This is a genomic window from Paracoccus sp. TD-10 (assembly GCF_048270675.1).
Lineage (GTDB): Bacteria > Pseudomonadota > Alphaproteobacteria > Rhodobacterales > Rhodobacteraceae > Paracoccus > Paracoccus pantotrophus.
In genome coordinates, this window is sequence record NZ_CP182418.1 from 194,243 (window position 1) to 207,500 (window position 13,258).

General features: G+C 68.6%; 13 protein-coding genes and 1 tRNA gene (1 of these 14 only partly in view). 11 read left to right on the forward strand and 3 right to left on the reverse strand.

Going from position 1 to position 13,258, the window contains the following annotated elements:
- Nucleotides 1–39 precede the first annotated feature (39 nt).
- The 5 genes from ACNKFW_RS00990 to ACNKFW_RS01010 are packed head-to-tail and all read left to right on the forward strand — an operon-like array spanning nucleotide 40 to nucleotide 6,313.
- Nucleotides 40–1,116 carry a branched-chain amino acid ABC transporter permease gene (locus ACNKFW_RS00990; protein ID WP_024842871.1) on the forward strand — a complete coding sequence of 359 codons (1,077 nt, stop codon included), beginning with the start codon at nucleotides 40–42 and terminating at the stop codon, nucleotides 1,114–1,116.
- Between the two features lie 47 nt (nucleotides 1,117–1,163).
- Nucleotides 1,164–2,444, forward strand: coding sequence for an ABC transporter substrate-binding protein (locus tag ACNKFW_RS00995; protein ID WP_024842872.1), 1,281 nt, complete (start codon nucleotides 1,164–1,166; stop codon nucleotides 2,442–2,444).
- A gap of 58 nt (nucleotides 2,445–2,502) precedes the next feature.
- A complete protein-coding gene (locus ACNKFW_RS01000; RefSeq protein ID WP_024842873.1) occupies nucleotides 2,503–3,327 on the forward strand; it encodes an ABC transporter ATP-binding protein in 825 nt (274 codons plus the stop codon).
- A gap of 18 nt (nucleotides 3,328–3,345) precedes the next feature.
- On the forward strand, nucleotides 3,346–4,563 hold the full coding sequence (locus tag ACNKFW_RS01005; RefSeq protein ID WP_024842874.1) for a phenylacetate--CoA ligase family protein: 1,218 nt from the start codon (nucleotides 3,346–3,348) through the stop codon (nucleotides 4,561–4,563).
- 28 nt (nucleotides 4,564–4,591) lie between these two features.
- Nucleotides 4,592–6,313: a peptidoglycan-binding protein gene (locus ACNKFW_RS01010; RefSeq protein ID WP_418024467.1), complete on the forward strand. Its 1,722-nt coding sequence runs from the start codon at nucleotides 4,592–4,594 to the stop codon at nucleotides 6,311–6,313.
- 485 nt (nucleotides 6,314–6,798) lie between these two features.
- Here the strand turns inward: ACNKFW_RS01010 and ykgO are convergent, their stop codons facing one another.
- The gene (gene ykgO / locus ACNKFW_RS01015; RefSeq protein ID WP_024842876.1) at nucleotides 6,799–6,924 is read right to left on the reverse strand and encodes a type B 50S ribosomal protein L36; all 126 of its coding nucleotides are present in this window, start codon (nucleotides 6,922–6,924) and stop codon (nucleotides 6,799–6,801) included.
- 84 nt (nucleotides 6,925–7,008) lie between these two features.
- Nucleotides 7,009–7,083, reverse strand: a tRNA-Val gene (locus ACNKFW_RS01020).
- Nucleotides 7,084–7,266: 183 nt separating this feature from the next.
- Between ACNKFW_RS01020 and ACNKFW_RS01025 the strand changes: the two genes are divergently transcribed.
- From ACNKFW_RS01025 to ACNKFW_RS01045, 5 genes are read left to right on the forward strand one after another with little or no spacing between them, the layout of a single operon-like run.
- The gene (locus ACNKFW_RS01025; protein WP_024842877.1) at nucleotides 7,267–8,130 is read left to right on the forward strand and encodes an N-formylglutamate amidohydrolase; all 864 of its coding nucleotides are present in this window, start codon (nucleotides 7,267–7,269) and stop codon (nucleotides 8,128–8,130) included.
- Between the two features lie 18 nt (nucleotides 8,131–8,148).
- Nucleotides 8,149–9,036 (forward strand): SPFH domain-containing protein, encoded by an 888-nt coding sequence (locus tag ACNKFW_RS01030; protein WP_024842878.1) that lies wholly within the window; start codon nucleotides 8,149–8,151, stop codon nucleotides 9,034–9,036.
- Nucleotides 9,033–9,305, forward strand: a complete 273-nt coding sequence (locus tag ACNKFW_RS01035; RefSeq protein WP_024842879.1) for an NfeD family protein — start codon at nucleotides 9,033–9,035, stop codon at nucleotides 9,303–9,305. The genes ACNKFW_RS01030 and ACNKFW_RS01035 overlap by 4 nt, the downstream gene beginning before the upstream one ends.
- A 20-nt stretch (nucleotides 9,306–9,325) precedes the next feature.
- Complete coding sequence (locus ACNKFW_RS01040) at nucleotides 9,326–9,721, forward strand: NUDIX hydrolase (RefSeq protein ID WP_418024470.1); 396 nt, start codon at nucleotides 9,326–9,328, stop codon at nucleotides 9,719–9,721.
- A gap of 52 nt (nucleotides 9,722–9,773) precedes the next feature.
- Nucleotides 9,774–10,403 (forward strand): glutathione S-transferase family protein, encoded by a 630-nt coding sequence (locus tag ACNKFW_RS01045; protein WP_418024471.1) that lies wholly within the window; start codon nucleotides 9,774–9,776, stop codon nucleotides 10,401–10,403.
- Here the strand turns inward: ACNKFW_RS01045 and pyrF are convergent, their stop codons facing one another.
- A complete protein-coding gene (gene pyrF, locus ACNKFW_RS01050; RefSeq protein WP_418024473.1) occupies nucleotides 10,404–11,096 on the reverse strand; it encodes an orotidine-5'-phosphate decarboxylase in 693 nt (230 codons plus the stop codon).
- Nucleotides 11,097–11,249: 153 nt separating this feature from the next.
- Here pyrF and clpB point away from each other — a divergent pair, with 153 nt between their 5' ends.
- A protein-coding gene (gene clpB / locus ACNKFW_RS01055; protein WP_418024475.1) for an ATP-dependent chaperone ClpB crosses the window boundary here: on the forward strand, nucleotides 11,250–13,258 show its 5' portion. 619 nt of this gene lie beyond the right edge of the window; the window shows 2,009 of its 2,628 coding nt (coding positions 1–2,009); it begins with the start codon at nucleotides 11,250–11,252; the stop codon falls past the right edge of the window.

The following is a 13,258-nucleotide window of genomic DNA, read 5'->3' on the forward strand; positions in this document are numbered from 1 at the left end:
GAAGCCCCCACGGGCAAGGCGTGACGCTGGGAGGAACGGATGCTTTACCGCGAGGCGGGTGATTTCAAGACGAGCTATCGCGACGATGGCCAGACCTTTCCGATCCGGCTGGATCGCTGGGGCTATTACGCGATCCTGGCGGTGGCCTTCCTGGTCGTGCCCTTCGTCATCGACAGCTACTGGGCCAATGCGGTGCTGGTGCCCTTCCTGATCTATGCCATCGCCGCCATCGGGCTGAACATCCTGACCGGCTATGCCGGGCAGGTCAGCCTGGGCACCGGCGGCTTCATGGCGGTGGGGGCCTATGCCGTCTACAAGCTGATGGTCGCCTTTCCGGGCGTGCCGATCGTCATCCATATCGTGCTGGCCGGCGCGATCACGGCGGTCGTCGGCATGCTCTTCGGCCTGCCCAGCCTGCGGATCAAGGGTTTCTACCTGGCGGTGGCGACGCTGGCCGCGCAGTTCTTCCTGGTGTGGCTCTTCAACAAGGTGCCGTGGTTTTACAACTATTCGGCCTCGGGCCAGATCAACGCGCCCGAGCGCACCATCCTGGGCTGGGCGGTGACCGGGCCCGCCACCACCGCTTCGGCGAAATACCTGATCTGCCTTGTCTTTGCCGTCGTTCTGGCCTGGGTGGCGCGCAACCTGACCCGCGGCAGCGTGGGGCGCAAATGGATGGCGATCCGCGACATGGACATCGCCGCCGAGATCATCGGGGTGAACCCGCTGACCGCCAAGCTGTCGGCCTTTGCCGTCTCCAGCTTCTTCGTCGGCATCGCCGGGGCGCTGCTGTTCTCGGTCTACCTGGGCGCGGCCGAGGCCAGCGAGGCCTTCGGCATCAACAAGAGCTTCCTGGTGCTGTTCATGATCATCATCGGCGGGCTGGGCAGCATCTTCGGCAGCTTTGCCGGCGCCGCCTTCCTGGTGCTGCTGCCGGTCTTTCTCAAGAACGTGCTGGTGGCGCAGTTCGGCTGGCCGACCGACCTGGCCGCCCATATCGAGCTGATGATCGTCGGCGCGCTGATCGTGTTCTTCCTGATCGTCGAGCCGCACGGGCTGGCGCGTCTCTGGGCGCTGACGAAGGAAAAGCTGCGGCTCTGGCCGTTCCCGCATTAACGACCGGACAACCGGCGGACCAGAAAACCCTTGGGGAGGAGACCAAGATGAAACTGAAACTCGCAACTGTCGCATTGGGCGCCGTCATGGCGGCGGCCCCGGCCATGGCCGACCTGGTGGTGCCCAATCTCAGCTATCGCACCGGGCCCTATGGCGCGAACGGCACGCAATATGCCGATGGGTTCAACGACTACTTCACCCTGCTGAACGAACGCGACGGCGGCATCGGCGGCGAGAGGGTCCGGACCCCGGAATGCGAGACCGCCTATAACACCGAAAAGGGCGTCGAGTGCTACGAGGCGACCAAGGGCTCGGGCGCGCTGGTCTATAACCCGCTGTCCACCGGCATCACCTATCAGCTGATCCCCAAGGTCGCGGCGGACAAGATCCCGCTTTACACGCCGGGCTATGGCCGGACCTCGGCCAAGAACGGCAAGGTCTTCGAATGGGTGTTCAACGCCCCGGCGAACTACTGGGACGGTGCCAGCGTGGCGATCAAGTATCTGCTGGACCAGAACGGCGGCGACCTGAACGGCAAGAAGATCGCGCTAGTCTATCACAACTCGGCCTATGGCAAGGAGCCGATCCGCACCCTGCAGGAGCTTGGCAAGAAGCACGGCTTCACCCTGACCGAGCTGCCGGTCGATCCGCCCGGCCAGGAGCAGAAGAGCCAATGGCTGCAAATCCGCCGCGACAAGCCGGATTACGTGCTGATGTGGGGCTGGGGCGTGATGAACCAGACCGCCATCCAGGAGGCCGCCAACATCCGTTTCCCGATGGAGAATTTCATCGGCACCTACTGGTCGGGCTCGGAAGTGGACGTGAAGCCGGTGGGCGCCGGCGCCAACGGCTACAAGGCGCTGACCTTCCACGGCGTCGGCATGGACTACCCGATCTATGAGGACATGAAGAAACATGTCATCGAGCCGGGCAAGGCCTCGCAGGGCGGGCAGTTCGTCGGCTCGGTGCTGTATTCGCGCGGCATGTATGCGGCGGTGGTGATTGCCGAGGCGATCAAGAAGGCGCAGGAACTGGCCGGCACGCCGCAGATCACGCCGGCGCAGCTGCGCGACGGGTTCGAGGCGCTGGACATCACGCCCGAGCGCCTGGCCGAGCTGGGCCTGCCGGACTTCGGTCCCGAGATCAAGATGACCTGCGACAACCACGGCGGCAGCGGCATGGCGCGGCTGCAGCAATGGGACGCCTCGGCCGGCAAGTGGAGCCTGATCACCGAGTTCACCGAGCCGGACCAGGAGGTGCTGGACCCGCTGATCCTGGAAGACAGCGAGGCCTATGCCAAGGAAGCCGGCATCTCGCCGCGCTGCTGATCCCTTGCCCCGGCGGTCCGCCGCCGGGGCCTTTCACCCGCGCCTGGAGGGAAAGTCCATGTTCGACGCCGCGCCGCAACGCGAGACCCTGCTTGAGGTCAACAATATCGAGGTGATCTACAATCACGTCATCCTGGTGCTGAAGGGCGTCAGCCTGTCGGTGCCCAAGGGCGGCATCACCGCGCTTCTGGGCGGCAATGGCGCGGGCAAGACCACGACGCTGAAGGCGATCTCGAACCTGCTGCATTCCGAGCGCGGCGAGGTCACCAAGGGCACGATCAGCTATCGCGGCGAACGGGTGCAGGAGCTGGACCCGGCCAGCCTGGTCAGGAAGGGCGTGATCCAGGTGATGGAGGGGCGTCATTGCTTCGAGCACCTGACCATCGAGGAGAACCTGCTGACCGGCGCCTATACCCGCGGCGACGGGCGCGCCGCCATCGCCCGCGATCTCGAGATGGTCTATTCCTATTTCCCCCGCCTCAAGGAGCGCCGGAAAAGCCAGGCCGGCTATACCTCGGGCGGCGAGCAGCAGATGTGCGCCATGGGCCGGGCGCTGATGTCGCGCCCCGAGACGATCCTGCTGGACGAGCCCTCGATGGGCCTGGCGCCGCAGCTGGTCGAGCAGATCTTCGAGATCGTGAAGGCGGTGAACGAGGGCGAGGGCGTGACCTTCCTTCTGGCCGAGCAGAACACCAATGTCGCGCTGCGCTATGCCCATTACGGCTATATCCTGGAAAGCGGCCGGGTGGTGATGGACGGGCCGGCGGATGCGCTGCGCGAGAACCCGGACGTCAAGGAATTCTATCTCGGCATGTCCGACCAGGGCCGCAAGAGCTTTCGCGACGTGCGGTCCTATCGCCGGCGCAAGCGCTGGCTGGCCTGAGCGCAGAAAGGCACCCCCATGGCATTCTATGACAAGCTTGAAACCCGCAGCGCCGACGAGCGGGCATCATGGCTGGCGGCCGAACTGCCCGCCGCCGTCGCCCGCGCCGGCACGGCGCCGGGGCTGGCGCGCCTTCTGGGCGATGTCGAGCCCGGCCGGATCACCACGCGCGAGGCGCTGGCCCGGCTGCCGGTGATCCGCAAATCCGAACTCTCGGCCGCGCAAAAGGCCATGCCGCCCTTTGGCGGCTTCACCACCCGGCCGGCTCCGGATTTCGAGAATGTCTTCCAGAGCCCCGGGCCGATCTACGAGCCCGGCCGGCGCGGCGAGGACTGGTGGCGGCTGGGGCGTTTCCTGCATGCGGCGGGCGTGGGCCGGGGCGATATCGTCCACAACTGCTTCGGCTATCACCTGACGCCGGCGGGGATGATGTTCGAAAGCGCCGCCCGCGCCGTCGGGGCCGCGACCCTGCCGGCCGGCACCGGCCAGACCGAATTGCAGGTCCGCGCCGCGGCGGACATCGGCACCACCGTCTATGCCGGAACGCCGGATTACCTGAAGATCATGCTCGACAAGGCCGATGAACTGGGCGAGCGGCTGCGCCTGACCCGCGCCGTGGTCTCGGGCGGGGCGTTGTTTCCCAGCCTGCGGCAGGGTTACGCGGATCGCGGCATCGCCACGACGCAATGCTATGCCACCGCCGACCTGGGCCTGATCGCCTATGAATCGCCGGCCATGGAGGGGATGATCGTGGATGAGCGGGTGATCGTCGAGATCGTCCGCCCCGGCACCGGCACCCCGGTCCCGGATGGCGAGGTGGGCGAGGTCGTCGTCACCACGCTGAACCCGGATTATCCGCTGCTGCGTTTTGCCACCGGAGATCTTTCGGCGGTGCTGCCGGGGGCCAGCCCCTGCGGGCGCACCAACATGCGCATCAAGGGTTGGATGGGCCGCGCCGACCAGACCACCAAGATCAAGGGCATGTTCGTGCGCCCCGAGCAGGTGGCGGCGCTGGTGGCCCGCCACCCGGAAATCTCACGCGCTCGTGTGGTCGCAGACCGCGCCGGGGACATGGATGTGATGACGGTGCTGCTGGAAACCGGGGCCGATGATGCGGCAAGATACGAAGGAACGGTGTTGGATACACTGAAACTTCGCGGCCGGGTGGAACTGGTTGCGCCGGGCTCGCTGCCGAACGACGGCAAGGTGATCGAGGATCGGCGCAGCTACGACTGATTCCGGCCCCCCGGAATGAGGTTGCCCGATGCGCATCGCTGCCGTCCTGCTTGCCGCCCTGGTCGGGGCCGCGCCCGCCTGGGCCGAGAATCGCGCCGTCATCATCGGCAATGCCGATTATCGCAGCGCCCCCGACCTGGCCGGCTCGGATACCATGGCGCTGGCAAAGGCGCTGCGCGAGGCGGGCTTCACCACCCAGCAGGGCCTCGATCTCGAGGCCCGGCCGCTGCGCCGGCTGCTTGAATCGCTGGCCCGCGCCGATGCCGATCCCGGCGCGCGCATCGTGGCGCTGAACGGCCGCTTCCTGCATGATGCCGAGGAAACCTGGTTCATGGGCACCGATGCCGATACGCCCGGCCCGGCGGCGGCCGGGGGGCAGGGCGTGCCGCTGTCGCTGGTCATGCGGCTGATGGCGGGGGGCGATCCGGGCGCGGTGCTGATCCTGGGCACCGATGCGCAGCAGATGCCGCACCGGCCGGGGCTGGAAAACGGCATCGGCGCGCTTCGGCCGCCGGCCGGGGTCTCGGTCGTCGCCGGCCCGCCCGAGGCCGGCGCCCGCGCCCTGGCCCGGCTGCTGGACGGGGCGACGCTGGCCCAGGCCAGCGCCGGCCGGGCGCTTTCCCTGCTGCCCGAGGCTGCAGGCGACCTGCGCCCGGTGCCGCCGCGCAAGGCTGCCGACGCCCTGGCCGATGACCGCGACGCCTGGGCCGAGGCCGCGGTGGCAGATACCGCCCTGGCCTATCGGGATTATCTGGCGCGCTTTCCGCAGGGGATCTACGCCGCGGATGCGCGCGACAGGCTGGCGCAGATCGGCCGTGCGCCGGGGGTGCGCCATGCCGACCGCGCCGCCTGGAGCCTGGCTGCCGCGACCGATACGGCCGCCGCCTATGCGACCTATCTGAAGCAGTTTCCCGCCGGGCCCCATGCCGGCGCCGCCCACAAGCGGCTGGCCGAATTGCGCCCCGTCCCACCCGCAAGGCCCGCCTCGCAGCCCGCGCCGGCGGTGGCGGCCGAACAGGCGCTTTCCCTCGGCCCGGCCGGCCGGGCGGCCGTTCAGCGCCACCTGTCCCGGCTTGGCCTGCAGCCGGGCGCGGCCGACGGCGTCTTCGGCCCGCGCACGCGCCTGGCGATTTCGGGCTGGCAGCGCGCCAACGGGCTGGCCGTCACCGGCCACCTGACCGGGCCGCAGGTGCGGATGATCGCCGAGCAGGCCGAAGGCCGCGCCACCGAGGCCGCCGCCCAGGATCGCGCCTTCTGGCGGCAAAGCGGCGCAAGCGGCGATGCGGGGGGGCTGCGCGCCTATCTCGACCGCTATCCCCAGGGCATCCATGCCGAGGCGGCGCGACGCCAGCTGGCCGGGGCCGGCACCGGTCGCGACGCCCCCCATGGCGACGAGGCGACATGGCGCTGGGCCCGCCGCCAGGGCTCGGCCGCGGCCTATGAGACCTATCTGGAACGCTTCCCCTCGGGCATCCATGCGCCGGCCGCGCGGGAACGCCTTGCCACCCTGCGCGCCGGCGTCGAGGCGGCGCGGCGCGAAGAGGCGGGGCTTGACCTCACCCCCGCGACCCGCCGCCTGATCGAGGAGCGGCTGCGCGCCGCCGGCATGCAGCCGGGGCCGGCCGAGGGCGAGTTCACCGAGGAAACCCGCGCGGCGCTGCGCCGCTACCAGGCGGCGCGCAACCTGCGCGTCACCGGCTATGTCACCCGGCAGACGATCTCGGGCCTGCTGGCGGATGTCCTGCGCTAGTCGCTGACAACGGGAAGCATCGCGCCTTCGTCATGCCGGCAGGGGCTGCATCGCGGCGCAGGTGCCCTGCAACGCCTGCAAGGCGAGCTGGCGGTGCTTATTTCCTTCGCGGGGTTCGTGCTGCTTGCACCGATGGCCGCCCTGGGCCAGGGCATGCGCCGTGCCGCCTTGCTCCGACTGGGGGAGTGAACGCTTGCCGCCAGCCAGCCACTCGCCGGCATCTGTCCGCGGTTTGCGCGCCGCCCCCTGCCGCGCCGCCGCGGCGATCCTGCCGGACCGCTGCGGTGGCCCAAGGATCTCGCCCGGATCCCTGCCGCGTTGACGGCGGGTCGGCCCTGTCGCGCTTCCCATCTTCTTCCTTGTGGAAATATCCACGGGGGTGTGGGGGCAGTCAGCCCCCACTTGCTGCGCACCAGGGCCGAAATGCGAAAACGCCCGCGGCACAGGGCCTGCGGGCGTTCCGGGATTCAGCCGACCGGCCGTTCTCAGCCCTGGCGGGCCTTGAAGCGCGGGTTGGTCTTGTTGATGATGTAGATGCGGCCCTTGCGGCGCACGACTTGGCAGTCACGGTGGCGGCTCTTGAGCGAGCGGAGCGAATTGCGAACCTTCATCGGTCTTCTCCTATCGCGGCGCATCGCTAGGTCGCGCCTTGAAAACGAAATACCCCCGAAAAAGCCTCGGGGGCGCGAAATGAATGGTGGGCGGTACTGGGATCGAACCAGTGGCCACTACGATGTCAACGTAGTGCTCTACCGCTGAGCTAACCGCCCCCCGTCAGGTGATTCTGCCGGCCTGCGCCGCCAGATCGCCTGGATCGGCGTGTCTATAGCCACCTCGCCCAGGGGTTTCAAGCCCTCAATCGACGGCTATTGGCCTTCCTCGATCATGGTTTATAAATCTTCCTGTCTCGACCGTCCAGAATGGCGCCGTCTGCGCCGCCGGGGAAAGCCAGGATGACCAGGGAAGAGCCGACCTTCGATCTGATGCGGCCGCAATCGTGGCTGGGCGGGGTGATCTTTGCCTCGCCGCATTCCGGCCGCGCCTATCCCGACTGGTTCCTGGCCGAATCGCGGCTGGATGCGCAGCAGCTGCGCTCGTCCGAGGATGCCTTCGTGGACCGGCTGATCGCTCCGGCGCTGGAGCATGGCGCCATGATGCTGACCGCGCGGGTGCCGCGCTGCGTGGTGGACCTGAACCGCGGCCCCGAGGAGATCGACCCCCTGGTGGTGTCGGGCGCCGCGCCGGGGATCAGCAATCCGCGGATCATGGCGGGGCTGGGGGTGATTCCCCGCGTCGTCTCGCAGGGGCGCGTCATCCACGACCGGCCGATCCCGCGGGCCGAGGCCGAAAGCCGCATCGCCCGGCTGTGGCATCCCTATCACCGGGCGCTTTCGGCGCTGATCGACGAGGCGGTGGCGCAGTTCGGCGGCGCCATCCTGATCGACATGCATTCCATGCCGCGCGATGCGCTGACCCATCTGCCGCGCCCGCGCCCCGACATGGTGCTGGGCGACCGCAACGGCGTCTCGGCCGCGCCGCGGATCAGCGCCGGCGTGGCCGAGGCGGTGGCGGCCGAGGGCTTCCGGCTGCGGCGCAACTCGCCCTTTTCCGGCGCCTATATCACCCAGACCTATGGCCGGCCGCGCAACAATGTCCATGTCGTGCAACTGGAACTGGACCGCTCGCTCTACATGGACGAGGGGCGGATCGAGCCGCGCCCGGATTTCGAGCTGTTCCGGACCCGTTTTGGCCGCGTCGTCGCCCGGCTGGCGCGGCTGCGCCCGGATGCCAGCGACGCGGCCTTCGCCGCCGAGTGACCAAGGAAAGGAAATGCGATGCCGCCCGAAATCGCCGAGATGATCGGCCAGAACATCGCCCTGATCGTGCTGGCGGTGGTGATCCTGTTCGCCGTCAGCCGCGCCGTCCGCATCGTCCCGCAATCGGAAAAATACGTCGTCGAGCGTTTCGGCCGGCTGCATGCGGTGCTGGGGCCGGGGATCAATTTCATCGTTCCCTTCCTCGACCGGGTGGCGCATCGGATCTCGGTGCTGGAACGCCAGCTGCCGACTTCGCGCCAGGATGCGATCACCGCCGACAACGTGCTGGTGCAGGTGGAAACCAGCGTCTTCTATCGCATCATCGAGCCGGAAAAGACCGTCTATCGCATCCGCGACGTGGATGCGGCGATCACCACCACGGTGGCGGGGATCGTGCGCTCGGAAATCGGCGCGATGGAGCTGGACCAGGTGCAGTCGAACCGCGCCCAGCTGATCGAGCGCATCCGCGACGCGCTGGCCAATATCGTCGATGACTGGGGCATCGAGGTGACGCGGGCCGAGATTCTGGACGTCAACCTGGACGAGGCGACGCGGGCCGCCATGCTGCAACAGCTGAATGCTGAACGCGCCCGCCGCGCCCAGGTGACCGAGGCCGAGGGCCGCCGCCGCGCCGTGGAACTGGCCGCCGACGGCGATCTTTACGCCGCCGAGCAGCAGGCCAAGGCGAAGCGCCTGCTGGCCGATGCCGAGGCCTATGCCACCGCGGCCATCGCCACCGCGATCCGCGAGGGCGGGATCGAGGCGGCGCAATACCAGGTCGCCATGCGCCAGGTCGATGTGCTGGCCGAGGTCGGCAAGGGGCAGGGCAAGCAGACGGTGATCGTCCCCGCCTCGGCCGTCGAGGCGCTGGGCGACGCCTTCCGCATGCTGCGGGGTGGCAAATGAGCTGGGCGAACGGCTGGATCTGGATCATCGCGGCGCTGATCCTGGCGGCGGTGGAACTGGCGCTGCCGGGCTGGTTCTTCCTGGGCCTGGCCGGCGCGGTGCTGCTGATGGGGCTGGCGCTGCTTCTGGGCCTGTGGCCCGGCGGGCTGCCGATGGCGCTGGTGGTCACGGCGGTCCTGACCGGGGTGATCTGGCTGGCGTTGCGGCGCATCTTCGGCAAGAACCGCGGCGAGGTGCGGCGCTGGACCCGCGACATCAACGACAACTAGGCTTTGCCGGCGCCAAGCTGGTGCTGACCCATGGCGCGTGCCTGCTGACCTGCCTGCGCGACGATTACGGCTGGATCCCCTTTCCGGCGCATTGGGATCTGCCCGGCGGCGGGGCCGAGCCGGACGAGTCGCCGGTCGAATGCGCCCTGCGCGAACTGGACGAGGAATTCGGGCTGCGCCTTGCGGCCGGGCGGCTGGCGGGGCGGGCCTTTCCCTCGGTCTCGGAGCCCGGTCGGCTGTCCTGGCTGTTTTCCGGCACGATCACCGCGGCCGAGATCGCGGCGATCCGCTTTGGCGGCGAGGGGCAGGAATGGCGGATGATGCCGGTTGCGGAATTCGTCGCCCATCCGCGCGCCGTGCCGCATTTCCGCGACCGAGTGCGGCTTGTCCTTGCCGGTGCCGGCTGCGGGATTTGAGAATCGCCCCGCGGCGTGCATGATCGGGCCACCCGCAGCAAGGAGGGCAGCCATGTCCCGCATGCAGCTTTATCGTCGCAACGGCTGGGGCTCGGCCATCGTCGAGGCGCAACTGGCGCATTACGGGCTCGATGCCGAGGGGGTCGAGGTCGCGGATCTGTTCCTGGACCCGGCCGCCAGACGCGAATTGATGCGGATCAGCCCGGCGGGGCAGATCCCGGTGCTGATCCTGCCCGATGGCCGGGTCATGTCGGAAAGCGCGGCGATCACGCTGCACCTGGCCGACATGACGGGCAGGGACGACCTGGTGCCCGAGGCCGGGGCCGCCGAGCGGCCGCGTTTCCTGCGCTGGCTGATCTTCCTGGTGGCGCAGGTCTATCCCTGCTTTACCTTTGGCGACGATCCGGCGCGGTTCCTGAGCGACCCGGCGGCGCAAAAGGAGTTGGGCGATGCCACCACGGCGCGGTTGCAGCAGCTTTGGGCCGCCGTTGAAGGCGTGGTGGGCGCGCCCTGGTTCCTGGGCGAGCGGTTCTCGGCGCTGGATATCTACCTGGCGGTGATGACCAACTGGAAGCCCGGCCCGGAATGGTTCGAGGGCCATGCGCCCAAGGTCTGGTCCATCGCCCGCGCCACGGCGGCGCGGGAGGATCTGGCGCCGGTCATGCAGCGCAATTTCGGCTGATCACAGCCCGGCCAGTTCGGCCTGGATCGCCTGAGCCGCGGCGCGCGGGTCCGCGGCCTGCCAGATCGGCCGTCCGACGACGATATGGTCGGCGCCGCTGGCGATGGCCGTGGCCGGGGTCTCGATCCGCTTCTGGTCGCCGGCATCGCTGCCCGCCGGGCGCACGCCGGGGGTCACGATCAGCCGGCCCGCCGCCTCGGGCAGGGCGCGGATCAGGGCTGCTTCGCGCGGGCTGGCGATGACGCCGTCCGCCCCGGCCTCGAAGGCGCGGGCGGCGCGGGTCGCCACGATCTCGGCCACGTCGCCCGGCACGATCAGCCCGGCATCCAGGTCGGCGCGGTCCAGCGAGGTCAGGATGGTCACCGCCAGGATCTTCAGCCCCGAGCCGCTTGCCCCCTGTTTTGCCGCCCTGACCACATGCGGGTCGCCATGCACGGTCAGGAAATCCAGGTCGTATTGCGCGATGCCTTTCACCGCCGCCTCGACCGTGGCGCCGATGTCGAAGAACTTCATGTCCAGGAAGATGCGCTTGCCATGTTCCTGTTTCAGCTCGTTGGCCAGCGCCAGGCCGCCGCCGGTCAGCATGCCCAGGCCGATCTTGTAGAAGCTGGCGGCGTCGCCGATCCTTTCGGCCAGTTCCAGCCCGGCCAGCGCGTTCGGCACGTCCAGCGCCACGATCAGACGGTCGTCCATGTTCCACCTCAGCCTGCGACAAACGGGCCGCTTATAGGCGGGAACCCTCTGTCTTGAAACCCCGTTTGTTCCTGCCCATGTGACTGGCAAGACCCGAGCCGGATCGTGCCAATGCGGGCGATCCAAAGCGGGGGCTGAGGAAAGGATTTTCATATGGATATGGAAAAGTTCACGGAACGGTCGCGGGGCTTTTTGCAGGCGGCGCAGACCATCGCCATCCGCGAGGAAAACCAGCGCGTGATGCCCGAGCATCTGCTCAAGGCGCTGATGGATGACGACCAGGGCTTTGCCAGCAACCTGATCGCGCGGGCCGGCGGCGATGCCCAGGCCGTGCGCCAGGCCGTCGACCAGGCGGTGGCGAAGCAGCCCAAGGTCAGCGGCGGGCAGGGGCAGGTCTATGTCGATCCCTCGATGGTGCGGGTGCTGGACGAGGCCGAGAAGCTGGCCAAGAAGGCCGGCGACAGTTTCGTGCCCGCCGAGCGGGTGCTGACCGCGCTTGCCATCGTCAACACCAATGCCCGCGATGCGCTGGCGGCCGGCAAGGTGACGGCGCAGGCGCTGAACGGCGCCATCAACGACGTCCGCAAGGGCCGGACGGCCGACACCGCCAGCGCCGAGGACAGCTATGAGGCGCTGTCGAAATACGCCCGAAACCTGACCGAGGCCGCGGCCGAGGGCAAGATCGACCCGATCATCGGCCGGGACGAGGAAATCCGCCGCGCCATGCAGGTGCTGTCGCGCCGCACCAAGAACAACCCGGTTCTGATCGGCGAGCCCGGCGTCGGCAAGACCGCCATCGCCGAGGGGCTGGCGCTGCGCATCATCGACGGCGACGTGCCGGAAAGCCTGCGCAACAAGCAGCTCTGGGCGCTGGACATGGGTGCCCTGATCGCCGGCGCGAAATATCGCGGCGAGTTCGAGGAGCGGCTGAAGGCGGTGCTGAAGGAGATCGAGGATGCCGCCGGCGAGATCGTGCTGTTCATCGACGAGCTGCATGTGCTGGTCGGCGCCGGCAAGACCGACGGCGCCATGGATGCCGCGAACCTGATCAAGCCGGCGCTGGCGCGGGGCGAGTTGCATTGCGTCGGTGCCACCACGCTGGACGAATACCGCAAGTATATCGAAAAGGACGCGGCGCTGGCCCGGCGCTTCCAGCCGGTCATGGTCGAGGAGCCGACGGTCGAGGACACGATCAGCATCCTGCGCGGCATCAAGGAGAAGTATGAGCTGCATCACGGCGTGCGCATCAGCGACGCCGCGCTGGTGGCGGCGGCGACCCTGTCGCATCGCTACATCACCGACCGCTTCCTGCCCGACAAGGCCATCGACCTGGTGGACGAGGCCGCGAGCCGGCTGCGCATGGAGGTGGACAGCAAGCCCGAGGAGCTGGACCAGCTCGATCGGCAGATCCTGCAGATGCAGATCGAGGCCGAGGCGCTGAAGAAAGAGGACGACGCCGCCTCCAAGGACCGGCTGGAGAAGCTGGAGAAGCAGCTGTCGGAACTGCAGGAGAAATCCGCCTCGCTGACCGCCCGCTGGCAGGCCGAGCGCGACAAGCTGGAAGGCTCGCGCACGCTGAAGGAGCAGCTCGACCGTGCCCGCGCCGAACTGGACCAGGCCAAGCGCGAGGGCAACCTGGCCCGTGCGGGTGAGTTGAGCTATGGCATCATCCCCGGACTCGAGCGGCAGCTGGCCGAGGCCGAGGGCCATAACGACGGCCTGCTGGTCGAGGAGACCGTCCGCCCCGAGCAGATCGCCGAGGTGGTGGAACGCTGGACCGGCATTCCCACCAGCAAGATGCTGGAGGGCGAGCGCGAGAAGTTGTTGAAGATGGAGGACGTGCTGAGCAAGCGCGTCATCGGCCAGTCCGAGGCGGTGACGGCGGTGTCGAACGCCGTGCGCCGGGCGCGGGCCGGGCTGAACGATCCCAAGCGGCCGCTGGGCAGCTTCCTGTTCCTGGGCCCGACCGGCGTCGGCAAGACCGAGCTGACCAAGGCGATCGCCGAATACCTGTTCGACGACGACAGCGCCATGGTCCGCATCGACATGTCCGAGTTCATGGAGAAGCATTCGGTCGCGCGGCTGATCGGCGCGCCTCCGGGCTATGTCGGCTATGACGAGGGCGGCGTGCTGACCGAGGCGGTGCGGCGGCGTCCCTATCA